We start from the raw sequence: 23,558 nt of genomic DNA on the forward strand, positions 1-23,558 counted from the left end.
CCCGACCTTCTCCGAACCTGGAGTCTTCCTGTCATGTTCCTGTCCCGCCGCGATTACCTGAAGGCGCAAGCCGCCGCTGCCGCCGCCGCGGCGGCCGGAATCAGCCTGCCGGCCTCGGCCGCCAACATCCTCACCGGCGAAGGCGCCAGGCTCACCTGGTCCAAGGCGCCCTGCCGTTTCTGCGGCACCGGCTGCGGCGTGATGGTCGGCGTCAAGGACGGCCGCGTCGTCGCCACCCACGGCGACGTGAAGGCCGAGGTCAACCGCGGCCTGAACTGCGTGAAGGGCTATTTCCTCTCCAAGATCATGTATGGCGAGGACCGGCTGAACCAGCCGCTGCTGCGCATGAAGGACGGCAAGTACGACAAGGAGGGCGAGTTCACGCCGATCGGCTGGGACGCCGCCTTCGACATCATGGCCGAGAAGTGGAAGGAGACCCTGAGGAAGAAGGGTCCGACCGCCGTCGGCATGTTCGGCTCCGGCCAGTGGACCATCTACGAGGGCTATGCCGCGTCCAAGCTGATGAAGGCCGGCCTGCGCTCCAACAACCTCGACCCGAATGCCCGCCACTGCATGGCGTCGGCGGTGGCCGGCTTCATGCGCACCTTCGGCATGGACGAGCCGATGGGCTGCTACGACGACATGGAGCAGGCCGACGCCTTCGTGCTGTGGGGCTCCAACATGGCGGAGATGCACCCCATCCTGTGGACCCGCGTCACCGACCGCCGGCTCAGCCATCCCGGCTGCAAGGTCGCCGTCCTCTCCACCTTCGAGCACCGCAGCTTCGACCTCGCCGACATCGGGCTGGTCTTCACCCCCGGCTCCGATCTGGCGATCCTGAACTACATCGCCAACCACATCATCAAGACCGGCCGGGTGAACAGGGAGTTCGTCGAGAAGCACTGCAACTTCAAGCGCGGCCGCGACGACATCGGCTACGGCCTGCGCCCCGACAACCCGCTGGAGGCGAAGGCGAAGAACGCCGCCAAGGCCAACGACTCCGATCCGATCGGCTTCGACGAGTTCGCGAAGTTCGTCGAGCCCTACACGCTGGACAAGGCGCACGAGCTGTCGGGCGTGCCGAAGAACCGGCTGGAGGCGCTGGCCGAGCTCTACGCCGATCCCAAGGTGAAGGTCGTGTCCTTCTGGACCATGGGCTTCAACCAGCATGTCCGCGGCGTCTGGGCCAACAACCTCGTCTACAACATCCACCTGCTGACGGGGAAGATCTCGCAGCCGGGCAACGGCCCCTTCTCGCTGACCGGCCAGCCGTCGGCCTGCGGCACCGCGCGCGAGGTCGGCACCTTCTCGCACCGGCTGCCCGCCGACATGGTGGTGACCAACCCCGAGCACCGCAAACACGCCGAGGAGATCTGGAAGCTGCCGGAGGGGACGATCCCCGACAAGGTCGGCTACCACGCGGTCCAGCAGGACCGCATGCTGAAGGACGGCAAGCTCAACGCCTACTGGGTCATGTGCAACAACAACATGCAGACGGCCCCGAACACGGCGAAGGAGACCTTCCCCGGCTACCGCAACCCTGAGAATTTCATCGTCGTCTCCGACCCCTACCCCACCGTGACCGCGCTGGCCGCCGACCTGATCCTGCCCACCGCCATGTGGGTCGAGAAGGAGGGCGGCTACGGCAACGCCGAGCGCCGCACCCAGCTGTGGCGCCAGCTGGTCGATGCGCCGGACGGTGCCAAGTCCGACCTGTGGCAGATCATGGAGTTCTCCAAGCGCTTCCGCATCGAGGAGGTGTGGCCGGAGGATCTGCTGAACAAGAAGCCGGAGCTGCGCGGTAAGAGCCTCTACGACGTGCTGTTCCGCAACGGCCAGGTCGACCGCTTCCCGCTGTCCGACCTCGACCCGAACTACAACAATGTCGAGGCCAAGGCGGCCGGCTTCTACGTCCAGAAGGGCCTGTTCGAGGAATATGCCGCCTTCGGCCGCGGCCACGGCCATGATCTGGCGGATTTCGAGCAGTATCATGTGGAGCGCGGCCTGCGCTGGCCGGTGGTCGACGGCAAGGAGACCAAGTGGCGCTACCGCGAGGGCTCCGATCCTTACGTGAAGGCGGGCGAGGGCATGCGCTTCTACGGCAACAAGGACGGCAAGGCGAATGTCTTCGCCCTGCCCTACGAGCCGCCGGCCGAATCGCCCGACGCCGACTATCCGTTCTGGCTGTCGACCGGCCGGGTGATCGAGCACTGGCACAGCGGCTCGATGACGCTGCGGGTGCCGGAACTGCGCAAGGCCTTCCCGAACGCCGTGGTCTTCATGCACCCCGACGACGCCAGGCAGCTGAACGTCCGCCGCGGCCAGGAGGTGCGCGTCACCTCGCGCCGGGGCGAGGTGCGGGTGCGGGTCGAGACGCGCGGGCGCAACAAGCCGCCGCGCGGCCTCGTCTTCGTCCCCTTCTTCGACCACACGGTCCTCATCAACAAGGTGACGCTCGACGCCACCGATCCGATCAGCAAACAGACCGACTACAAGAAATGCGCGGTCAAGATCACGCCCGTCGCGAACGCCTGAGGAGAGCCGGCATGAAGACCCGTTTCCTGATTGCCGCGCTGGCCCTGCTGGCCGGCGTCCCGGCCCTGAGCGCCGGCCTCGCCACCGGCGCGGCCACCGGTGTCGCCGCCGCCGAATCCGGCACCGGCACCGTGGGGGGGATCAAAATTCCCTCCGCCAACCACCCAATCACGCTGGACGCCCCGGCCGAGGCGACCCACCGCGAGATCACCGACGACCAGAAGCGCGCCCGCAACTACGCCGACCAGCCGCCGCTGATCCCGCATGCGATCCGCGACTACCAGATCGACCTGAACATCAACAAGTGCCTGACCTGCCACGACCGCCGGAACACCGAAGGGTCGCAGGCGCCGATGCTGTCGGTCACCCATTTCCAGGACCGCGACGGCCAGACGCTGGGCACGGTGGCGGCGCGGCGCTATTTCTGCACCCAGTGCCATGTGCCGCAGACCGACGCCCAGCCCATCGTCCCCAACAGCTTCCGCGACTTCGACGCGGTCCTGGGGCATAGCCAAGGTCAAGGCCAAAGCCAGGGCCAGGGCCAAGGCGGCGCGAAATGACGATCCGCTCCGCATTCCTGGGCCTGTGGCGGCTGTTCGCCCGCCCCAGCGTCCATTTCGGCCTGGGCTTCCTGACGCTGGGCGGCTTCATCGCCGGCGTCGTCTTCTGGGGCGGCTTCAACACCGCGCTGGAGGCCACCAACAAGGAAGCCTTCTGCATCAGCTGCCACGAGATGCGCGACAATCCCTACGAGGAGCTGAAGCAGACCATCCACTTCACCAACCGCTCGGGCGTGCGCGCCAGCTGCCCGGACTGCCACGTCCCGCATGAGTGGACCGACAAGATCGCCCGCAAGATGCAGGCGTCGAAGGAGGTCTGGGGCAAGATCTTCGGCACCATCGACACCCGCGAGAAGTTCCTGGACAAGCGCCGCGAGCTGGCCGAGCACGAATGGGCGCGGCTGAAGTCGAACAACTCGCTGGAATGCCGCAACTGCCACAGCGCCGAGTCGATGGACATCACCAAGCAGAACCCGCGCGCGGCGAAGATGCACGAGACCTACCTGTTCACCGGCGAGAACACCTGCATCGACTGCCACAAGGGCATCGCCCACCGCCTGCCCGACATGCACGGCGTCGAGCCGGGCTGGAGCATGAAGACCAGCGCGCAATAAGCGGGCCGGGAGCCAAGCCATCCCCATGACGAAAAAGGCCGCCTTTCATCGAAAGGCGGCCTTTTTCATTTTTCATGCCCGCCCGGAGGCGGACCGTCCCCGTCAGGCCCGCCGGATGTTGGCGAGGAAGCGGTCAGCCTCGTCGCGCAGGCAGTCGGACTGCCGGGCAACCTCGTCCGCCGAGGTCAGCAGCCGCGACGCCGCGCCGCCGGCCTGATCGGTCGCCTCGGTCACCGAGGCGATGGTGCTGGACACCTCCTGCGTGCCTTGGGCGGCCTGCTGGACGCTGCGGGCGATTTCCCGCGTCGCGGCCCCCTGTTCCTCGACCGCGCTGGACACGCCGGCGGTGATGCCGGTGAGATCCTCGACGCGCGACGAGATGCTTCGGATGGCGGAGACCGCGCGTTCGGTCTCCTGCTGGATCGCGGTCACCTGCTCCTGGATGTCCTCGGTCGCCTTGCCGGTCTGGGTCGCCAGCAGCTTCACCTCCGACGCCACCACCGCGAAGCCCTTGCCGGCCTCCCCGGCGCGCGCGGCCTCGATGGTGGCGTTCAGCGCCAGCAGATTGGTCTGCGAGGCGATGCTGTTGATCATCGCCACCACCTCGCCGATCCGGTGGGCGGCGGTGGCGAGGCCGGACACGATGGCGTCGGTGCGGCGGCCGTCGGCAGCGACGTCGCCGGCAACCCGCGCCGCCTCGGCGGTCTGGCGGGAAATTTCACTGATGGAGGCCGACAGCTCCTCGGTCGCGGTCGCCACCGTCTGCACGTTGGCAGAGGTCTGGTCGGACGCCAGGCTGACCGCCATCGACTGGCGCCGGGTGTCGTCGGCGGTGGTGACCATGGTCCGCGCCGCTCCCCGCATCTCCACGGCGGAATTGGAGACCGCATCCACCACGCCGCGCATGCTGGCCTCGAAACTGTCGGCAAGCGACGCCATCATGACTTTACGCTCCGCCTCGGCGTTCCTGCGGTCGCTGTCGCTTCGGGCGCGCAGGCGTTCCGTCTCGATCATGCTGTCCTTGAACACGGCGACCGCCCTGGCCATGGCGCCGATCTCGTCCCGGCGGGTATCCCCCGGGATCGCCGCGCCGGTGTCGCCCGCCGACAGCCGCCCCATCGCCGCGCACAGCCGGTCGATCGGGCGCGACAGGCCGCGGCCCAGGACCAACGCCACGATCGCTCCGGCGACCAGCACCCCGGCGATGCTGCCCAGCAGGACCCAGCGCGCGCCGGTTTCCGCCGCCACGAAGGACGAGATGTCCTTGACCAGTTCGATGATGGCGACCGGCTCACCCGCGAAGTTCTTCAACTGCCCGAGATAGATCGCCACCGGGCGGCCCGCCTTGTCCGCCCGGCGGATGACCGTTCCGCCGGACAGGGCCAAGGCCAGTTCATCGGGACTCGCCAGCGTCTTTTCCGCGAAGCTGGCGCCAATGGTTGCGAAACCTTCGCCCTCTCGGCGATGAACGGCCAGATCGACCGCGAAGCGGCTCGTGATCCGCTTGATGGACTCCGGGCCGAAGGCGGTGCCGACATCGACCGCGCCGACATACTGGGTCCCGATGGTCATCGGGTTGGTGCCGAAGATGTTCAGGGTCTCGCGGCCCTGCTCGATCCCCATCAGCGGCTCGTGCCTCTGGTGAATCTCCTTGATCATCCGGCGGCGGCCGGACACGTCGTCGCCGAACACCTTGGGGGCGTTCACCCGGTAGATCACCACGCCCGGCGGTTTGTTGAACACCCAGACATCCACGCCTTGCGCCTTGGCCGCGCCCATGGCCGGGCCGAGAAGCGCGCCCAACGCATCGCGGTCGCCACGCTGGAAGGCGTCCTGCACCGGCGGAATGGCGGCGACGATGGCCGATACCGCCGACATCGTCCGCCCGTCATAGTCGAAGGCGGCGATGACGCTCTCGTATTGCAGCGTCATCTCCCGTTGCAGGGCGAGCTCGGTGGACGCGGTCTGCTGATGGGTGGCCACACCGCCGAGGATGGCAGCCGTACCGGCCGCGACGACGGAAATCGCCGCCACGAGCCTTGCGGCAATGGAATGAAGCTGAAGCAATGCGCTCTCCTTTTTCGCTGGGCGGCTGCGAAACCGAGCGAACCGATCCGAGCGACCACGAGCCTGATTTAGCCGGAAGCCCGTCTTTTTGCCGGGAAATGACAAATCCATTTGTATCGCGCACTACTAAGCGGCGCACCTTAGGGTTCGCTCTAGGAGAACGGCAGGATTCAGCAGAGATATTGTCTAAGCGGCCGTCGCTTTTTGGGCGTAGGATTGCAAAAGAACGCCGCCGCCGAGGTGAAAAGGCTTCCTGCCCGGATCGGATCACGCAAATTCGGAATCGATTTGGAGCGTGAGTTCAATCGCCAAACATAAGGGCTGGAGTTCCATGCGTTTGATTTGGAACGCATGAAGCCTGCTCACCCCAGCAGCGCCAGCACCCACAGCGCCAGCAGCGTCACCAGCACCGCCTCGCCCAGCCCGACCAGCCCGCGCAGTGCCAGCGCGACGACCCAGGTGGCGAGGTCGCGGCGATGGCGGATCTCCTTCAGCAGGCGGTCCTGGATGCCGGCGACGGTGCGCCGCGTCGACAGGCCGGCGATGCCGCCGACCAGCGCCACCAGCCCGGTGCCCAGCACGAAATAGAGAGCGCCCTTCCAGCCGGCGAACTGGTCTGGATCGGTCAGGTAATGGCCGGTGCCGACGAGGATCCACACCGCCGCCGGCCAGACGCCGACGATCTCCGGCCCCGGATCGATCCTGCGCGCGCCCTCCCTGTTCGGCCCATCCTTCTTCGGCCCGCCCTTCGCCGTCCCGTCATCCCCGCCCATCGCCGCCTCCCTCAGCCGCCCGGAACATGGCGGTAGGCCAGCACGCGCGTCGCCGGTCCGCCCTCGACGTCGGCCAGCGGCAGCAGCAGCTCCACGAACTTCGCCCCCGGCAGCATCGGGTCGTCGCGCACCAGCAGGCAGCGCGGCTCGCCGCTCTCCAGGCAGAGGCGCAGGTCGGACAGCCAGCGCTGCGCCGCCTGTTCGGGATGGCACTCGGTCACCCGCCGCGTCGTCGGCCGCTCGGCCAGCCGGCGCTGCAAGGCGCGGCCGCAGGATTTGTAGACGAAATCGGCGCCGTCGGCGGTCGGCTCCATCAGGGCGATGCGCGGCACGCTTTCGCGCACCTGCGAGGTGTCGATCTCGACGGCCAGCGGCATGCGGCGCTTGCGCTTCAGCCGGAGCCAGTGGGTGTAGAGCACGCTGACCTGCGGCGACTGCTCCACGTCGATGGGGTCGGCCCGGCAAGGCGGCGGCGGCACATCGAGCACCGCGACCGCGACCGGCGCGGCGGCGAAGGCGGCGGCTGCCGGCACCGGCTGGGAGGCGGGCTGGCCAGCGGACTGGGCAGCGGACTGGGCAGCGGACTGGATCGGCCGCGAGGCCGCCGCGGTCACCGGCAGGTGCAGGTCCGCCGCGGTGTGGCCGATCCGGCCGCCATGCTTCTTCAGCATCGGCAGCGGCGCCCAGGCGGTGCAGGTGTGATAGCCCTTGGTGACGCGGCGGTAGTCCTGGCTGCTGGCGGTGCGGCATTCCCCCTCCACCCCGTGGCGGGCGACATGGACCAGCGTGTTGTCCTCCGACAGCGCGCGCTCCCCGCCCCAGGAGACGCAGGCGGCGCAGGCGCGGCTGTCCTTGGCGAAGGCGTGGCTCATCGGGGCGTATCTCCAAAGAATGTGCGTGGGAATTGATGCCGGGCTTTCCCCCCCGGTTCAAGGGGCGCCATCGGGAGGCACCGCCCCGCCCGAGATACAGTCATGCGAGGGTGACATCCATGCCACCCCTTCCCCCCCGGACCCGAACCCCCTATAAGGAGCCCTTGCACGATAGACCTCGCCCGCTCTCCGTCTCCGGTCCCCCGGCGCCGGGGGGCTTTCGGCTGACCACATCTCAGAGAAGCGGACCCATGCCCAAACGCACCGACATCAAATCCATCTGCATCATCGGCGCGGGTCCGATCGTCATCGGACAGGCATGCGAGTTCGACTATTCCGGCGTCCAGGCGTGCAAGGCCCTGCGCGAGGAAGGCTACCGCGTCATCCTCGTCAACTCCAACCCGGCCACCATCATGACCGATCCGGGTCTGGCCGACGCCACCTACATCGAGCCGATCACCCCGGCCGTCGTCGCCAAGATCCTGGAGAAGGAGCGTCCCGACGCGCTCCTGCCGACCATGGGCGGCCAGACCGCGCTGAACACGGCGATGGCGCTGTCCGACGACGGCACGCTGGAGCGGCTGGGCGTGGAGATGATCGGCGCCAAGCGCGACGTCATCGCCAAGGCCGAGGACCGCATCCTGTTCCGCGACGCCATGGACAAGCTTGGGCTGGAGAGCCCGCGCTCGCGCATGGTCCGCACGCTGGAGGAGGCGATGGAGGCGCTGGAGCTGGTCGGGCTGCCCGCCATCATCCGCCCCAGCTTCACGCTGGCCGGCACCGGCGGCGGCATCGCCTACAACCGGGCGCAGTTCGAGGACATCGTGCGCGGCGGCCTGCGCGCCAGCCCGGTCGGCGAGGTGCTGATCGAGGAATCGGTGCTGGGCTGGAAGGAATACGAGATGGAGGTCGTGCGCGACGGCGCCGACAACTGCATCATCATCTGCGCCATCGAGAACATCGATCCGATGGGCGTCCACACCGGCGACTCGATCACGGTCGCGCCGGCGCTGACGCTGACGGACAAGGAATACCAGATCATGCGCAACGCCTCGATCGCGGTGCTGCGCGAGATCGGGGTGGACACCGGCGGCTCGAACGTCCAGTTCGCCGTCAACCCGGCCAACGGCCGGCTGATCGTCATCGAGATGAACCCGCGCGTCTCGCGCTCCTCGGCGCTGGCGTCGAAGGCCACCGGCTTCCCGATCGCCAAGATCGCCGCCAAGCTGGCGGTCGGCTACCGGCTGGACGAGCTGACCAACGACATCACCGGCACCACGCCCGCGAGCTTCGAGCCGACGATCGACTATGTCGTCACCAAGATGCCGCGCTTCACCTTCGAGAAGTTCAAGGGCGCCGAGGCGCTGCTGACCACCTCGATGAAGTCGGTGGGCGAGGCGATGTCGATCGGCCGCACCTTCCAGGAATCGGTGCAGAAGGCGCTGCGCTCGATGGAGACCGGCCTGACCGGCTTCAACGAGGTGAAGATCGGTCCGGACGACACCCCCGACCGCACCGCCATCCGCGGCGCGCTGGCGACCCCGACGCCCGACCGGCTGCTGGTGATCGCCCAGGCCTTCCGCCACGGCTTCACCGTGGAGGAGGTGCAGGCCGTCTCCAAGTACGATCCCTGGTTCCTGGAGCAGATCAAGGAGATCGTCGACCGTGAGGAGGCGATCCGCGCCGACGGCCTGCCCACCGCCAAGTCCGGCTGGCTGAAGCTGAAGCAGATGGGCTTCTCCGACGCCCGCCTGGCCGAGCTGGCCCGGTCCAGCGAGGCCGCGGTCGCCGCCGCCCGCCGCATGGCCGGCGTCACCCCGGTCTACAAGCGGATCGACACCTGCGCCGCCGAATTCGCGTCCGCCACCCCCTACATGTACTCGACCTACGAGACCGACGGGACCGGCGAGGCGGAGTGCGAGTCCGACCCGACCGACAAGCGCAAGGTCGTCATCCTCGGCGGCGGCCCGAACCGCATCGGCCAGGGCATCGAGTTCGACTATTGCTGCGTCCATGCCGTCTACGCCCTGCAGGAGGCCGGCATCGAGACCATCATGGTCAACTGCAACCCGGAGACCGTCTCCACCGACTACGACACCGCCGACCGCCTGTATTTCGAGCCGCTGACCGCCGAGGACGTGGTGGAACTGGTGCGGGTCGAGCAGCGCAATGGCACCGTGCTCGGCTGCATCGTGCAGTTCGGCGGCCAGACCCCGCTGAAGCTCGCCGCCGCGCTGGAGGCCGCCGGCATCCCGATCCTGGGCACCTCCCCCGACGCCATCGACCTGGCCGAGGACCGCGAGCGCTTCCAGAAGCTGCTGGTCGATCTGAACCTGAAGCAGCCGGCCAACGGGCTCGCCCGCTCGCTGGAAGAGGCGGAGGCGGTCGCCGCCCGCATCGGCTTCCCGGTCGTCATCCGCCCGTCCTACGTGCTGGGCGGCCGTGCGATGGAGATCGTCCACGACATGGCCGGACTCCAGCGCTACATGGGCACCGCCGTGCAGGTGTCGGGCAAGAACCCGGTGCTGATCGACAGCTACCTGCAGGACGCCATCGAGGTCGACGTCGACGTCGTCTGTGACGGCACCGACGTCTATGTCGCCGGCGTGATGGAGCATATCGAGGAGGCCGGCATCCATTCCGGCGACAGCGCCTGCGCCCTGCCGCCCTACACGCTGCCGGCCGACATCATCGCCGAGATCAACCGCCAGTCCGATGCGCTCGCCCATGCGCTGAAGGTGGTCGGGCTGATGAACGTGCAGTTCGCGGTCAAGGACGGAACCGTCTACATCCTGGAGGTCAACCCGCGCGCCAGCCGCACGGTGCCCTTCGTCGCCAAGGCCACCGGCACCGCCATCGCCAAGATCGCCGCCCGCGTCATGGCGGGCGAGAAGCTGTCCTCCTTCACCCTGAACGGCCCGACCCCGCCGCACACCGCGGTCAAGGAAGCGGTCTTCCCCTTCGCCCGCTTCCCCGGCGTCGACATCGTGCTGGGTCCGGAGATGAAGTCGACGGGCGAGGTCATGGGCCTCGACCACAACTTCGCGCTGGCCTTCGCCAAGGCGCAGCTCGGTGCCGGCGTCACCCTGCCGGTCAAGGGCAGCGTCTTCGTCTCGGTCAAGGACCGCGACAAGCCGGCGCTGGCGGTGATCTCGAAGAAGCTGCACGACATGGGCTTCCGCATCCTCGCGACGTCGGGCACCGCCAAGGTGCTGAAGGAGGCCGGCGTCGAGGCGGAGACCATCAACAAGGTGGTCGAAGGCCAGCCGCACATCGTCGACGCCATGATCAACGGCGACGTGCATCTGGTCATCAACACCACCGAGGGCGCCCAGGCGCTGGCCGACAGCTTCAGCCTGCGCCGCACCGCCCTGACCTACAATGTTCCGTACTACACCACCGTAGCGGGTGCCCGCGCCGCGGTGGAAGCGATTGACGCACTCCGGAACGGCAGCCTTGAAGTCGCTCCATTGCAGTCGTACCTTAGCGGATCGTATTAAGGACGGACGACGGCGCGGCGGACCTCCTCCGCGCCGTCTTCGTCCTTGATGTCGCTTTGGACAGGTCGAACGACTGCAAGCGGTGATGGACCGAACATGGAAAAAGTTCCGATGACAGCGGCGGGCTTCAACCGCCTCCAGGAGGAATTGAAGCACCTTAAGATCACCGAACGCCCGGCGGTCATCAAAGCCATCGCGGAGGCCCGCGAACATGGCGACCTTTCGGAAAACGCCGAGTACCACGCGGCGCGCGAACGTCAGAGCTTCATCGAAGGCCGCGTGCTGGAGCTTGAGGACAAGATCAGCCGGGCGGAGGTCATCGACCCGGCCAAGCTGACGGGCGATACCGTGAAGTTCGGTGCGACCGTGACCCTGGCCGACCAGGACACGGACGAGGAGACGACCTACCAGATCGTTGGCCAGGACGAGAGCGACATCAAGTTGAGGCTGCTGTCGATCCAGGCGCCGCTGGCCCGCGCCCTGATCAACAAGTCGGTCGGCGACAGCGTCGAGGTTTCGACCCCGGGCGGTTCCAAGCTGTACGAGATCGTGTCGGTCGAATTCCGCTGAGGCTTTCCCTTCTCCCGGTTGCCCCCTTTCCCCCCTGGGGAGAGGGGGCAACCGGCTTCATCCCCCCAGTTTCTCCTGGAAGAATTCCATAACCCGCCGGATCGCGTCCGAGCGGGCGTCTTCGTTGGTGCCGACATGGGCGGTGCCGCCCGGCGCGGTGGCCAGATCCTTGCGCTTGCGCACCGGGGCGTCGGGCGAATCGAAGCCGTGATAGGCGTCGGGATAGACCACCAGGGCCAGCTTGTCCTTCACCCCGTCGCGGCCGGCCAGTTCCTTGCAGTGTTCAGGCGGCGTCCAGTCGTCCTTGTCGCCGACCAGCAGCAGCAGCGGGCCGTCGGGCTGCCAGTCCTCGTCGCTCAGCGACGCGCGGCAGCCGGGATAGAAGGCCACGGCGGCCCGGAAGCCGCCCTCCTCCGACCCGGCCGGCCCGTCGTCGCCGGCGCCATAGGCGGCCAGCACGGTGCCGGCGCCCTGCGACCAGCCGATCAGGCCGATGCGGCCATGGTCGATTTCGGGCCGGCGGCGCAGGAAGGCCAGAGCCCCCCAGGCATCGCGCTTGCGCTCCACCGTCGCGCGGACGGTGCGGTCCTTCAATGCGGTGGTGCAGACCTCGTCCACGTCGCGCGGGCCGAAGCTGTCGACCATCAGCACCGCGTAGCCCTGCCGCTGCAGGTGGGTCGCCCACCAGACGTGACGTTGCGACACTCGGCCGCTGCGGGCATAGAGGCCGCCGCACCCGTGCAGCATGACAATTGCCGGATGCTGGCCGCTGCCGGACGGGCGCAGCAGACGGCCGGACAGCATCGTCGGCGCCCCGCCGGTCAGGTCGCCGTCGGCGGAGGGAAAGCGCACGATCTCTTCGGCATGGACGCCGGCGGCGGCCTGGGCCGTCCCGGTCCACAGCATCGCCGATGCCATCGCCGACAGGGGCAGTCCCGCAATGCCCATCGTCCCGGCACCGCTGCACAGAACCGCACCCAGAACAGCCGCAAGACCGCGGGCGGAAGCCTTCATTCTGCTGCGTCCCCGACTCCAGGCGCCGGCCACGACGGCGGCGCTCGCGGACGCAATATTAAACCTGTGCGTTGCGGAAGGCCATGGGTGCCCGCCAATTGTTCCCGGCATGGCATCGAGGCGGTGGAAAGCGATGCGGCGGGCTCCTTCCGGAGCCCGCCGCATCTCTTCTTACCGGTAACCGCGCCCCGCTCAGCGCCGGGTGGCGCGGGTGGGCGTCTCGTCCTCGGCGAACTCCTCGTCCTCGTCGTCCTCCGTCCCTTCCGGGATGTCGGGCGAATCGACGTCGATGGGAACGCCGGGGGTGTGCTTGGAGGTGCGGATCGACAGGGCGGACTTCACATGGGCGACGTTGGGGGCCGACGTCAGCTTGGTCGTCAGGAAGCGCTGGTAGTCGTCCCAGTCCTCCGCCACGATCTTCAGGACGAAATCATATTCACCGGCCAGCATGTTGCACTCACGCACGAGCGGCCAGCTGTTGACGAGCTCCTCGAATTTCTTTAGGTCCGCTTCGGCCTGGCTGCTGAGGCCGACCTGGGCGAACACCGTGACGCCGAACCCCAGTGCATCGGGGTTGACGTCGGCGTGGTAGCCGCGGATGAATCCCGCCTCCTCCAGCGCGCGGACGCGGCGCAGGCAGGGCGGGGCGGAGATGCCGGCACGCCGGGCAAGCTCCACATTGGTCATCCGGCCGTCGTTCTGCAGATCGCGCAGGATCCGACGGTCAATTCGGTCGAGTTTTACCCGCCGCATGGTTTTACTCGGTCGCTCCGGGGGTGATTTGGAGAAAGGATATTACACGGGCATGGTGTCTACGCCAAGACCGAAACCCTTACAAGGGCGAGCGACCCGGATGCCGGCCTTTCCGCCGCCGCGGCCGCCAACCCCTCCGCAGCCCCAACGATCCGAGCGCTCATGCAATCCCTGACCTGCTGGGTTGTGTCCGACGGCAAGGCCGGCATGGAAAACCAGTGCATCGGCCTGGCCGAGGCGCTGGGCCTGACGCCGGTGATCAAGCGCGTGCGCCTGCGCACGCCCTGGCGCCAGCTGACCCCGTACCTGCGCATCGGCAACCGCTTCGCCCCCAGCCCCGAGGGCGATCCGGTGGCTCCCCCCTGGCCCGACATCCTGATCGGCACCGGCCGGCAGAGCATCCCCGTCTCGCTGGCGGTGCGCAGCCTGTCGGGCGGCCGCAGCTTCACCATCCAGACCCAGGATCCGGTGATGAACCCACACAGGTTCGACCTGGTGGTGGTGCCGCGCCACGACAAGCTGCGCGGCGACAATGTGCTGGTGACGCGCGGCGCGCTGCACCGGGTAACGCCCGCCGTCCTGGCCGGGGCGGCGGCGCGCTTCGCCCCGCGGCTCGCCCATCTGCCGCACCCGCGCATCGCCGTGCTGATCGGCGGCGACAACGGCGTCTACCGGCTGACGCCGACGATCATGGGCGACGTGGCGGAACGGCTGGCCAACCTGACGCGCAGCCATGGCGCCGGGCTGATGGTCACGCCGTCGCGCCGCACCGGCGCCGACAACGAGGCGATCCTGCGCGCCCGCCTGTCCGGCCTGCCGGCGGAGGTGTGGGACGGCAGCGGCGAGAATCCCTATTTCGCCTATCTCGGGCTGGCCGACGCGGTGGTTGTGACCTGCGACAGCGTGTCGATGACGTCGGAGGCCTGCTCGACCGGCAAGCCGGTCTATGTGATCGAGATGGAGGGCGGGTCGCCCAAGTTCCGCGCCTTCCATGACGGGCTGTACCGGGACGGCATCACCCGCCCCTTCGACGGCACGCTCGAGCATTGGGATTATCCGCCGCTGAACGACCGCGAGACGGTGGCCGCCGAGGTGATGCGGCGCCTGCCGGCGCACAGGAAACGGCACGGCCTGACGTAGAATCAGGGGACGGGGGGCGCTTCGCGCGACCGATGCGCGCACCCCGCCGCCGGTACCGGTTTGCGGCGGCATCCCGCCGCGGACCGTGCCATAAGCCGGGAAAACGACCGAACCGATCGGTCCGCCCCCGATTCGGAATCGACCAGCCATGACCACCCCCGACGCCGTCTCCGCCTCGTTCCTGCGTTGCCTGGAGCGCAGCCGGAAGTCCGGCACCCCCTACGACCACTGGCTCCTGTCCGAGGCCCTGCCGACCGATGCCGCGGACGCCATCGCCGCCCTGCCCTGGGGACCGGCGCCGGTATCCGACAGCTCCGGCAAGCGCGACACCAACAACGCCTCGCGCACCTATTTCGGGGTGGAGAACCGCGCAACCCATCCGGTGTGCGAGACGGTGGCCCGGGCCTTCCAGAGCCGCCCGGTGGTGGAGGCGATCCAGCGGACCTGCAAGGTCGACCTGACCGGCACCAGCCTGCGCATCGAATATTGCCAGGACACCGACGGCTTCTGGCTGGAGCCGCACACCGACATCGGTGTCAAGAAATACACGATGCTGGTCTATCTCTCGAAGGGACCGAACTGCGCCCATTGGGGGACCGACGTGCTGGACGAGACCCGGACCATCGTCGCCCGGGCGCCCTACGCCTTCAATGAAGGGCTGATCTTCATCCCCGCCGGCAACACCTGGCATGGCTTCGCGAAACGTCCGATCGACGGCGTGCGCAAGTCGATCATCGTGAATTACGTCGGCCCCGAATGGCGGGCGCGGCATGAACTCTGCTTCCCCGACAAAGCTGTTGCATAAAATTTTGTGCCTGTTTAAGTGACGTCGGTCGGGGGGCCAGACCAGCGCCGGCACGCCCTTTCGGAGTTTCTGATCCATGTCCATGCTTGATCTGGACAAATTCCGTGCTGTGGAACTTCAGCGCGACCCCTTCGATTTTCTCTGCGTTCCGGGTTTCGTGAAGCGGGAATATCTTGAAGATCTTCACCGTGACTATCCCAGGATCGACAAGCCCGGCTCGATTCCGCTCGGCGTCTTCCCGCAAGGGCCGAGCTTCGACCGGCTGATCGCCGAGTTGAAGGGGCCGGAGCTCTGCAAGGCCTTCTCCGAAAAGTTCGGGCTGGACCTGTCGTCCTACCCGACCATGTTCACCGCGCGGGGCATGTGCCGGGCGACCGACGGCAAGATCCACCCGGATTCGGCCAGCAAGGTCATCACCGTCCTGATCTACATGAACCCGCCCTGGGAGGCCGCCGGCGGCCGCCTGCGCATCCTGCGTTCCCAGAACCTGGAGGATTATGCCGCCGAGGTTCCGCCGGAGGAAGGCACCCTGATGTGCTTCCGCCGCTGCGACAGCTCCTGGCACGGCCATTACCCGTTCGAGGGCCAGCGCCGCGCCATCCAGATGAACTGGGTCAAGGGCAGCGTCTATATCTGGCACGAACAATGGCGCCACCGCGTCGGCGCCTGGGCGAAGGGCGTCTTCGGCGGGCAGTCGAAGGGGTATTGAGGGGGGCAGTCCCTCCCCCGCCCAGCGGGGGAGGTTAGGTGGGGGTCCAACTCCCCCCTCTCCCCCCTCACCCCGCCACCATCGCCGCCAGCGTCTCCAGCCGGTCGGCCTCATGCGCCGGCTTGTCCCAGCGGATGCGGTGGATGCGGGGGAAGCGCATCGCCAGCCCGCTCTTGTGCCGTGTCGACGGGTGGACGCTGTCGAAGGCGACCTCCAGCACCAGCCCGGCCGCCACCTCGCGCACCGGCCCGTAGCGCTTGGTGGTGTGGGTGCGCACCCAGCGGTCCAGCTCGACCAGCTCGGCGTCGGTGAAGCCGGAATAGGCCTTGCCGACCGGCACCAGCTCCTCGCCGCGCCAGACGCCGAAGGTGTAGTCGGAATAATAGCTCGACCGTTTGCCGTGGCCGCGCTGGGCGTACATCATCACGGTGTCGAGCGTCAGCGCCCCGCGCTTCCATTTGAACCACGGCCCTTTCGGCCGCCCGGCGAGATAGGCGCTGTCGCGCCGCTTCAGCATCAGCCCCTCGATGCCGTTCTCCCGCGCCCCCTCGCGCAGCGCCGCCAGCTCGTCCCAGGCGGCGAAGGGCACCAGCGGCGACACATCCATCCGGCGCGGCCGCACCGCGTCGTACCAGCGCTCCAGCCGGGCGCGGCGCTCGACGAAGGGCAGCCCGCGCAGATCCTCGGCGCCGTCGAACAGGATGTCGTAGAGCCGGACCCAGGCCGGCCCGTCGCGCAGCATCTGCGCCGTCACCGTCTTGCGGTTCAGCCGCTGCTGCAGATCGTTGAAAGGCGCCACCACCCCGTCGCGCGCCACCAGCAGTTCGCCGTCCAGCACCGCGTCGAAGCCCATATGGTCGGTGATGTCGGGAAAGGCGCCTGACACGTCGTCGCCGGTGCGGCTGTAGAGCCGGCGCTGGCCGTCGCGCGCCGCCAGCTGGACGCGGATGCCGTCCCACTTCCATTCGGCGGCATAGGCGGCAGGGTCGAGCGCCGCCCGCTCCTCCTCCTCCAGCGGGTGCGACAGCATCATCGGGCGGAATCCGGCGCCATGACCGGCGGCCGGCCGCTCCGCCCGCCCCTCCAGCCAGGCGAACAGCTCGACATAGGGCGGGCTCAGCCCGTGCCAGACCTCCTCGACATCGTCGACGCCGATTTCATCGTCGATGCCGACCTCCGGCCGGGCCGCCTTGCCCCATTCCGCCAGGGCGGTCTTGGCCAGCCGGGCCGACACGCCGATGCGCAGCGCCCCGGTGATCAGCTTGAGCAAGGCGAAGCGCCCTGACGAATCGAGCGTGTCGAGCCAGCCTTCCACCAGCCCCATCACCTGCCCGCGCTTTGCGCTCCGCAGCGCGTCCACCACCTCGTCCAGGCCGGGCGGCAGGCTGTTGGCCCGCTCTGCCCAGGATGCCGGCCGCTCGGGCCAGATCAGCGCCACCGTCTCCGCCAGATCGCCGACATAGTCGTAGGACAGGGCCAGCAGCTCCGGATCGACCCGCGTCGCCGCCAGCTCGCGGATGGCGGCGGGCTTGGCCTCGCGGAAGCTCAGCGCCCCGGTCAGCGCCGCCAGCGCCCAGCCGCGGTCCGGGTCCGGCGCGGTGGCGAAATGCTCGACCAGCAGGCGGATCTTGCCGGTGCGCGACGGCATGAAGACCAGCGCATCGATCAGCGCGGCGAAGCGGTTCACGACGCCCCCTCCCCCGACTCCCCCTCCGAATCCTCATCCTCGAAGCCGATCAGCGCCAGCGCCCGGGCGCGGATGCCGCGGCCGGTGGCGTAATGGACCAGCGCCTCCTCCCGGCCATGGGTGACCCAGACCTCCGGCGCGCCGACATCCTCCAGCGTCCGGCACAGCTCGTCCCAATCGGCATGGTCGGAGATGACCAGCGGCAGCTCGACCCCGCGCTGGCGGGCGCGCTGGCGCACCCGCATCCAGCCCGACGCCATCGCCACCACCGGATCGGCCAGCCGCCGCGCCCAGCGGTCGGCCACCGCCGACGGCGGCGCCAGCACCAGCGCGCCCTTCAGCTCCTCCTTGGCGGCGGCAGTCGCCGGGCGCAGCTCGCCCAGTTCCACCCCATGCTCGCGGTAGAGCCGGCACATCGGCTCCAGCGCGCCATGGAGCCAGATCGGCCGGTCGTAGCCCGACGCCCGCAGCAGCGTGATCAGCCGCTGGCACTTGCCGAGCGCATAGACGCCGACGACATGGCTGCGTTCCGGGAACAGGCTCATCGAATGCAGCAACTTGCCCACCTCGCCCAGGTCAGGCGGATGGCGGAAGACCGGCAGGCCGAAGGTCGCCTCGGTGACGAAGACGTCGCAGGGCACGGGCTCGAAAGCCGCGCAGGTGCGGTCGTGACGGCGCTTGTAGTCGCCCGACACCACGACGCGCGAACCGGCATGCTCCAGCACCACCTGGGCGCTGCCCAGCACATGGCCGGCCGGCACCAGCCGCACCGCGACCTCGCCGATGGTCAGGCCCTTGCCATACTCCAGCGGCTGCAACGACCCGCCGGCCCCCTCGCCGATCCGCTGGCGCATGATGGCGAGCGTGGCCGGAGTCGCCAGCACATGGCGGTTGCCGGGCCGGGCATGGTCGGAATGGCCATGGGTGACGATTGCGCGCTCCACCGGCCGCACCGGGTCGATGTGGAAGCCGCCCGGCTCGACATAGAGGCCTTCGGGACGGACCTTGATCCACCTGTCGGGATGGAGGCGGTCGGGATTGGGATGGAATGCAGCGGACATGCGTCCTAATGTAGGGCGTCCCAACCGGAGAGACAGGGCATGCATTCCTTCCTGCTGCCGACCCCCGAGGTCGCCGACGCGCTTGCCGGCAAACGCCCGGTGGTGGCGCTCGAATCGACGGTGATCTCCCACGGCATGCCCTACCCCCGCAACCTGGAGACCGCCCGCGCGCTGGAGGCGGAGGTGCGGGCCGCCGGCGCCGTCCCGGCCACCATCGCGGTGCTGGACGGGCGCATCCGCATCGGGCTGGACGACGAGGCGCTGGAGCGGCTGGCGACCGGCGGCCATGCGGTGCGCAAGCTGAGCCGCCGCGACCTGCCCATCGCGCTGGCGGCCGGGGCCTTGGGGGCGACCACCGTGGCAGCGACGATGATCGCGGCGCGGCTGGCCGGCATCGCCGTCTTCGCCACCGGCGGGATCGGCGGCGTCCATCGCGGGGCGGAGACCAGCTTCGACGTGTCGGCCGACCTGGAGGAGCTGGCGCGGACCTCGGTCTGCGTGGTCTGCGCCGGGGCCAAGTCGATTCTCGACCTGCCCAAGACGCTGGAGGTTCTGGAAACCCGCGGCGTCCCGGTCCTGGGCTTCGGCACCGGCGAATTTCCCGCCTTCTACAGCCGGCGCAGCGGCCTGCCGGTCGATCATCGCTGTGACACCGTGACCGAGGTGGCGGACATCCTGCGGGCGAAATGGCAGCTCGGGCTGGAGGGCGGCGTGCTGCTGGCCAACCCGATCCCGGCCGGCGACGAACTCGACGCCGACGCCATGGAAACCGCCGTCGCCCAGGCGCTGGCCGATGCGGAAGCCAAGGGAATCAAGGGCAAGGACATCACCCCGCACCTGCTGGCGGCGCTGGAGCGCCTCACCGGCGGGCGCAGCCTGACCGCCAACATCGCACTGATCCGCAACAATGCGCGGGTCGCGGCAGGGGTCGCCACCGCCCTGTCCACCCCTTAAGGCCGAAGGGATAGGCCATACCTCATGGGAGGTAAGGCTTAAGCCCCGGTCGCGGCTTAAGACCACGTTAACCGCCTGCGCGCAAACCTGTCGCCATCACACGAGCGGAGGCTTTCATGCGCGCACCGAGCAGCACCTCGACCCTGGTTTCCCGGATGATCGCGATGGCCGGCCAAGGCGACGAGGCGCCGGGTGCGGCCGAGATGAAGGCGCCCGCCCATGTGAAGCGCATCGTCTGGGCCTCCCAGGCCGCCAAGCTGCGGGTGTCGCTGTCGTCCCGTCTCGTCCACGAGATCGAGAGCGCGGTCACCACCGACCTGGACGGCATGGAACTGCCGGAGGTGTTCTTCACCTCGGTCGAGGTGGGCGGCCATGTCGTGACCTGCGACCTCGACGCCTCGGGCACCGCCTCGATCTTCGGACTGATCGAGGCGCATGAATATGACGATCTGGTCGAAGAGGCCGGCGACGACGCACTGTTCGGCGTCGACTGGGACGGCGTCTACGTCACTCCGGCCCGCACCCGCCACTGACCGCGGACGTCACCCCGTCCAACGCGACGCCATCAAGCCCGTCACCATCCGGGCCCGCCATCCGGCTCCTGTCTGAAGACGAACGCCCCGCAGGCCGCCTGCGGGGCGTTCTTCACATGTCCGGCCTGCCCGACCGGTCGGTCCGGCCGGACAGGCCGACCACCACGTCGGCGCGGGCCACGTTGGGCAGGCTGGACCGCCGCACCTCCCAGGCCGCCATGAAGCGGTCGATCCGGCCGGCGGGCAGCGGCCGGCTGACGAAATAGCCCTGGATCAGCTCGCAGCCCATCTGCGACAGCGCGTCCCACTGCCCCTCATCCTCAACCCCTTCCGCCACGACGGTGCGGGACAGATCCCGCGCGATGCGGGCAATCGACGCCACCAAATTGCGCGCGTCGGGCCGGCGATGGACATCGTCGATGAAGGCCTTGTCCAGCTTCAGCGTGTTGATCGGCAGGGTCCGCAGGTAGGTCAGCGACGAATAGCCGGTGCCGAAATCGTCCAGCGCGATTTGGATGCCGGCGTGGCGCAGTTCCTTCAGCTTCTCGATGGCGGCGTCGAGCGAGCCGATCATCTGCGACTCGGTGATCTCCAGTTCGAGCCGGTGGGGCGGCAGGCCGGTGCGCGCCAGGATGTCCAGCACCTGCGGGACGAAATCATGCTGGGCGAGCTGGACGGCGGACATGTTGACGCTCATCGTCACGTCACCGATTCCCCGGGCTGCCATCGCCATCGCCTCGGTGCAGGCGGTCTCCAGCACCCACAGCCCGAGCGGGACGATCAGGCCGGAATCCTCGCAGGCCGGGATGAAGCGGTCGGGCGACACCGGCCCCAGCTCGGCATCGGTCCAGCGCGCCAGCGCCTCGAACCCGCGGACGCGGCCGTCGGCGGTCGTGACCTGCGGCTGGTAATGCAGGGCGAAGTCGCCGCGCTCGAACGCCAGCCGCGCCCGGCTGAGCAGCCGCATCCGCTCCACCACCTTGCGGTTCATGTCGGGGGTGAAGGTGCAGGTGCGGCCGCGGCCGCTGTCCTTGGCCCGGTACATGGCGGTGTCGGCATTCTGCAGCAGGTCGTCGAAGCAGCGGCCGTCCCAGGGAAAACGGGCGACGCCGACGCTGCAGGTCACGAAGAAATGCTGGCCTTCGACCAGGAAGGGCGCGGCGAACCCCTGTTCCAGCCGCCCCGCCACCTCGGCCGGATCGCCGGGGGGGGCGCCATGGACGACGATGACGAATTCGTCGCCGCCCAGCCGGGCGATGAACACCCCGTCGCCCGCCGCACTGCGGGCGCGCATCGCGACCGCCATCAGCAGCTCGTCTCCCGCCTTGTGGCCGAAGCTGTCGTTGATGACCTTGAAATTGTCCATGTCGAGGAACAGCAGGGCGAGCGGCCGGGAATTGCCGGCTGCCTTGTCGGCGGCGATCAGCCCGTCGACATGCTTCTCCAGCATCAGCCGGTTGGGCAGGCCGGTCAGCGGGTCGAAATGGGCCATATGGTCGAGCCAGGCCTGCTGCCGCTTGTCGGCCGTGATGTCGGTGTAGGATCCGGCCATGATCGTCGGCCGCCCCTCCTCGTCGAACAGCGCCTTGCCGGTGGCGGAGATCCACAGATAGTTGCCGTCGCGATGGCGCACCCGGTATTCCACCCGGTATTCCGGCACCTCTCCGGCCAGATGGCGGCGCAACGCCTCCTCCGCCCGTTCGCGGTCCTCCGGATGGATGCGGTCGAACCACGCTGCACGCGAATCGATGCTGGCGGCGTCGACGCCCAGCAGCTCCTCCACCCGGCCGGACAGGACGCGGCGGTCGGCCGTCATTTCCCAGGTCCAGATGATGTCGCGCGACGCCTCGGCCACCAGCCGCATCCGCCGCTCGCGCTCGCGCAGCGCCTGCTGGCTGGCGGTCAGCTCGTCGAGCCTGCACTGCAATTCGCGGCGCGAGTCGCCGAGCGCCAGATTGCTCCGCTGCAACGCCGCTTCCGCGGCACGGCGCTGGCGCAGGGAAAAGGCGAGGACCAGCACCATGCAGGCCAGCATCACGATGACGATGCCGACCGTCACCACCAGCCACCGGTAGCTTTCCAGGAAGGAAAAGGGCTTGTTCACCAGAAGGTCGAGCGGACCGACCCGCGACAGGTCGAGACCGAAGCGCTCCACCTGCTGGTGATCCATCGCCTTGACGACGGACGAACGTCGCTCCGCCGGCAGATCGGCCGACAGATCCGCCGCAGGGGCGCCGTTCAGCAGCGTCGCCGCCAGTTCGCCCAGCGCACGGCCATGCTCCTGCCCGCTCAGCAGGCTGCCGCCGGCCAGGCCGTGGCCCAGCAGATAATCCTGGAGGCCATAGATCGGCACGCTGCTCTTCTGGCTCATCAAGTCCAGAAACTGCTCGGGCGGCAGCACCAGCCCGTCGCGGTCGGTGGCGTAGGTTCCCAGCAGCACCGCGCTGTCGACGGGCAGGGTCGCCAGATTCTCCTCCAGCTGGGCGAAGGGCAGGTCTGGCAGAAACTGGCGCGTCAGTCCGGCGGGGATCCGGCCGGCGGCGGCCAGTTTCTCGATCTCGCCGTCGAGCGCCAGTCCCGATTCGGTATGGTCGCGCAGAATGTACAGGCGGCGGAGATTCGGGTTGGCCGCTTGCGCCATGCGCAGCGTGCCTTCGATGTCCTTCGCCTCATCGACCCCGGTCACCGCAGCCTCGCCCTCGGTCAGCCGGCGCGCCGTCGAGCCGATCACCCCGCCATGGATCAGCGGCACCGGGCCGTAGATCTCCCGCCGCAAATCCAGCGCGAAGGTCAGCGCGGCGTCGTCGGTGGTGAGGATGGCGTCGATGGTGCCCTTCGGGTGACGATGGGCGATCAATGCCCGCAGTTGGTCGAGCCCGGCGAGGTTCGGAAAGCGTTTCCAGTCCAGGTAATGGACGACGGGCAGCCTGTCGGGTGCCGTCAGCGCCTGGGCAATGCCGGCGGCCTGTCCATCGGTCCACTCATAGCCCTGATGGTAGGAATGCAGCACCAGAACGGTACGGTTCGGTGCGGTCGCACGCCCCCCCGCCGGCAGGGACAGGGCCATCGTCGAGATCAGCACCATCAGCAACGCACAGCCGCGCAGCCATGTGGCAGCCCATCTGAAGGGCCAATCGGTCATGTCGCATCCCCTGATGGCGTCCCCGGCCCCGCCCTCCGATGGGCGCAGCTCGTCCATTAGAGGACGATAAACAAAGCCATCTCTCCGGCGCCACATGTTTCCGCTAAGGACATCCCGCAGATTCATGGTTAATTTCCATGCCTGATTGGGATGAATACATCTTCCTCCCGCGCAAGGCGCGCTTGATTATTGATCGATGTCCCATTCTTTTTTTGCGTTGCATTATGAGAATGCTGCAACCGCTTCCACGCCGCCGCCATACACCACCG

At 68.4% G+C, this 23,558-nt stretch carries 18 protein-coding genes; 10 read left to right on the forward strand and 8 right to left on the reverse strand.

Features of this window, described 5'->3' with window-relative positions; all coding sequences use genetic code 11:
• The first annotated feature begins 33 nt into the window (after positions 1-33).
• The 3 genes from napA to AL072_RS02790 are packed head-to-tail and all read left to right on the forward strand — an operon-like array spanning position 34 to position 3,709.
• Positions 34-2,535 (forward strand): nitrate reductase catalytic subunit NapA, encoded by a 2,502-nt coding sequence (gene napA / locus AL072_RS02780; protein WP_045581610.1) that lies wholly within the window; start codon positions 34-36, stop codon positions 2,533-2,535.
• Positions 2,536-2,546: 11 nt separating this feature from the next.
• Positions 2,547-3,095: a nitrate reductase cytochrome c-type subunit gene (locus tag AL072_RS02785; RefSeq protein WP_045581609.1), complete on the forward strand. Its 549-nt coding sequence runs from the start codon at positions 2,547-2,549 to the stop codon at positions 3,093-3,095.
• Positions 3,092-3,709, forward strand: coding sequence for a cytochrome c3 family protein (locus AL072_RS02790; protein WP_045581608.1), 618 nt, complete (start codon positions 3,092-3,094; stop codon positions 3,707-3,709). The genes AL072_RS02785 and AL072_RS02790 overlap by 4 nt, the downstream gene beginning before the upstream one ends.
• A gap of 102 nt (positions 3,710-3,811) precedes the next feature.
• On the opposite strand, the gene AL072_RS02795 is transcribed toward AL072_RS02790, so the two are convergent.
• From AL072_RS02795 to AL072_RS02805, 3 genes are all read right to left on the reverse strand, one after another.
• Positions 3,812-5,776 carry a methyl-accepting chemotaxis protein gene (locus AL072_RS02795; protein ID WP_045581607.1) on the reverse strand — a complete coding sequence of 655 codons (1,965 nt, stop codon included), beginning with the start codon at positions 5,774-5,776 and terminating at the stop codon, positions 3,812-3,814.
• A 362-nt stretch (positions 5,777-6,138) separates the two neighbouring features.
• Positions 6,139-6,549: a hypothetical protein gene (locus AL072_RS34820; protein ID WP_045581606.1), complete on the reverse strand. Its 411-nt coding sequence runs from the start codon at positions 6,547-6,549 to the stop codon at positions 6,139-6,141.
• A gap of 11 nt (positions 6,550-6,560) precedes the next feature.
• Complete coding sequence (locus tag AL072_RS02805; RefSeq protein WP_045581605.1) at positions 6,561-7,421, reverse strand: PAS domain-containing protein; 861 nt, start codon at positions 7,419-7,421, stop codon at positions 6,561-6,563.
• A 251-nt stretch (positions 7,422-7,672) separates the two neighbouring features.
• Between AL072_RS02805 and carB the strand changes: the two genes are divergently transcribed.
• A complete protein-coding gene (carB, locus tag AL072_RS02810) occupies positions 7,673-10,921 on the forward strand; it encodes a carbamoyl-phosphate synthase large subunit (protein ID WP_045581604.1) in 3,249 nt (1,082 codons plus the stop codon).
• 96 nt (positions 10,922-11,017) lie between these two features.
• Complete coding sequence (gene greA / locus AL072_RS02815) at positions 11,018-11,491, forward strand: transcription elongation factor GreA (protein WP_082108886.1); 474 nt, start codon at positions 11,018-11,020, stop codon at positions 11,489-11,491.
• A gap of 57 nt (positions 11,492-11,548) precedes the next feature.
• Here greA and AL072_RS02820 read toward each other — a convergent pair whose 3' ends face one another.
• Together AL072_RS02820 and AL072_RS02825 are read right to left on the reverse strand one after the other, a co-directional pair.
• On the reverse strand, positions 11,549-12,505 hold the full coding sequence (locus AL072_RS02820) for a dienelactone hydrolase family protein (RefSeq protein ID WP_052709960.1): 957 nt from the start codon (positions 12,503-12,505) through the stop codon (positions 11,549-11,551).
• Between the two features lie 192 nt (positions 12,506-12,697).
• Complete coding sequence (locus tag AL072_RS02825) at positions 12,698-13,258, reverse strand: Lrp/AsnC family transcriptional regulator (RefSeq protein WP_045581602.1); 561 nt, start codon at positions 13,256-13,258, stop codon at positions 12,698-12,700.
• Positions 13,259-13,420: 162 nt separating this feature from the next.
• Between AL072_RS02825 and AL072_RS02830 the strand changes: the two genes are divergently transcribed.
• The 3 genes from AL072_RS02830 (at position 13,421) to AL072_RS02840 (ending at position 15,912) form a co-directional block, all read left to right on the forward strand.
• Positions 13,421-14,398, forward strand: a complete 978-nt coding sequence (locus tag AL072_RS02830; RefSeq protein ID WP_045581601.1) for a mitochondrial fission ELM1 family protein — start codon at positions 13,421-13,423, stop codon at positions 14,396-14,398.
• 148 nt (positions 14,399-14,546) lie between these two features.
• On the forward strand, positions 14,547-15,203 hold the full coding sequence (locus tag AL072_RS02835; protein WP_052709959.1) for a 2OG-Fe(II) oxygenase: 657 nt from the start codon (positions 14,547-14,549) through the stop codon (positions 15,201-15,203).
• 76 nt (positions 15,204-15,279) lie between these two features.
• A complete protein-coding gene (locus AL072_RS02840) occupies positions 15,280-15,912 on the forward strand; it encodes a 2OG-Fe(II) oxygenase (protein WP_045581600.1) in 633 nt (210 codons plus the stop codon).
• Positions 15,913-15,979: 67 nt separating this feature from the next.
• Here the strand turns inward: AL072_RS02840 and AL072_RS02845 are convergent, their stop codons facing one another.
• Both AL072_RS02845 and AL072_RS02850 read right to left on the reverse strand, forming a co-directional pair.
• The gene (locus AL072_RS02845) at positions 15,980-17,599 is read right to left on the reverse strand and encodes a cisplatin damage response ATP-dependent DNA ligase (protein WP_082108885.1); all 1,620 of its coding nucleotides are present in this window, start codon (positions 17,597-17,599) and stop codon (positions 15,980-15,982) included.
• Positions 17,596-18,660, reverse strand: a complete 1,065-nt coding sequence (locus AL072_RS02850) for a ligase-associated DNA damage response exonuclease (protein ID WP_045581599.1) — start codon at positions 18,658-18,660, stop codon at positions 17,596-17,598. The genes AL072_RS02845 and AL072_RS02850 overlap by 4 nt, the downstream gene beginning before the upstream one ends.
• Before the next feature lie 39 nt (positions 18,661-18,699).
• Here AL072_RS02850 and AL072_RS02855 point away from each other — a divergent pair, with 39 nt between their 5' ends.
• On the forward strand, positions 18,700-19,614 hold the full coding sequence (locus tag AL072_RS02855; RefSeq protein ID WP_045581598.1) for a pseudouridine-5'-phosphate glycosidase: 915 nt from the start codon (positions 18,700-18,702) through the stop codon (positions 19,612-19,614).
• A 116-nt stretch (positions 19,615-19,730) separates the two neighbouring features.
• Positions 19,731-20,147: a hypothetical protein gene (locus AL072_RS02860; RefSeq protein WP_045581597.1), complete on the forward strand. Its 417-nt coding sequence runs from the start codon at positions 19,731-19,733 to the stop codon at positions 20,145-20,147.
• A 112-nt stretch (positions 20,148-20,259) separates the two neighbouring features.
• Here AL072_RS02860 and AL072_RS02865 read toward each other — a convergent pair whose 3' ends face one another.
• Positions 20,260-23,289, reverse strand: coding sequence for a GGDEF domain-containing phosphodiesterase (locus AL072_RS02865; protein WP_045582559.1), 3,030 nt, complete (start codon positions 23,287-23,289; stop codon positions 20,260-20,262).
• Positions 23,290-23,558: the final 269 nt, after the last annotated feature.

The sequence above is a fragment of the Azospirillum thiophilum genome (assembly GCF_001305595.1).
Lineage (GTDB): Bacteria > Pseudomonadota > Alphaproteobacteria > Azospirillales > Azospirillaceae > Azospirillum > Azospirillum thiophilum.

Excerpts from the sequence above, each read along its gene's own strand:
- napA (WP_045581610.1), top strand. The coding sequence starts at position 34 with ATGTTCCTGTCCCGCCGCGATTACCTGAAGGCGCAAGCCGCCGCTGCC.
- AL072_RS02785 (WP_045581609.1), top strand. The coding sequence starts at position 2,547 with ATGAAGACCCGTTTCCTGATTGCCGCGCTGGCCCTGCTGGCCGGCGTC.
- AL072_RS02790 (WP_045581608.1), top strand. The coding sequence starts at position 3,092 with ATGACGATCCGCTCCGCATTCCTGGGCCTGTGGCGGCTGTTCGCCCGC.
- AL072_RS34820 (WP_045581606.1), bottom strand. The coding sequence starts at position 6,549 with ATGGGCGGGGATGACGGGACGGCGAAGGGCGGGCCGAAGAAGGATGGG.
- AL072_RS02805 (WP_045581605.1), bottom strand. The coding sequence starts at position 7,421 with ATGAGCCACGCCTTCGCCAAGGACAGCCGCGCCTGCGCCGCCTGCGTC.
- carB (WP_045581604.1), top strand. The coding sequence starts at position 7,673 with ATGCCCAAACGCACCGACATCAAATCCATCTGCATCATCGGCGCGGGT.
- greA (WP_082108886.1), top strand. The coding sequence starts at position 11,018 with ATGGAAAAAGTTCCGATGACAGCGGCGGGCTTCAACCGCCTCCAGGAG.
- AL072_RS02820 (WP_052709960.1), bottom strand. The coding sequence starts at position 12,505 with ATGAAGGCTTCCGCCCGCGGTCTTGCGGCTGTTCTGGGTGCGGTTCTG.
- AL072_RS02825 (WP_045581602.1), bottom strand. The coding sequence starts at position 13,258 with ATGCGGCGGGTAAAACTCGACCGAATTGACCGTCGGATCCTGCGCGAT.
- AL072_RS02830 (WP_045581601.1), top strand. The coding sequence starts at position 13,421 with ATGCAATCCCTGACCTGCTGGGTTGTGTCCGACGGCAAGGCCGGCATG.
- AL072_RS02835 (WP_052709959.1), top strand. The coding sequence starts at position 14,547 with ATGACCACCCCCGACGCCGTCTCCGCCTCGTTCCTGCGTTGCCTGGAG.
- AL072_RS02840 (WP_045581600.1), top strand. The coding sequence starts at position 15,280 with ATGTCCATGCTTGATCTGGACAAATTCCGTGCTGTGGAACTTCAGCGC.
- AL072_RS02850 (WP_045581599.1), bottom strand. The coding sequence starts at position 18,660 with ATGTCCGCTGCATTCCATCCCAATCCCGACCGCCTCCATCCCGACAGG.
- AL072_RS02855 (WP_045581598.1), top strand. The coding sequence starts at position 18,700 with ATGCATTCCTTCCTGCTGCCGACCCCCGAGGTCGCCGACGCGCTTGCC.
- AL072_RS02860 (WP_045581597.1), top strand. The coding sequence starts at position 19,731 with ATGCGCGCACCGAGCAGCACCTCGACCCTGGTTTCCCGGATGATCGCG.
- AL072_RS02865 (WP_045582559.1), bottom strand. The coding sequence starts at position 23,289 with ATGACCGATTGGCCCTTCAGATGGGCTGCCACATGGCTGCGCGGCTGT.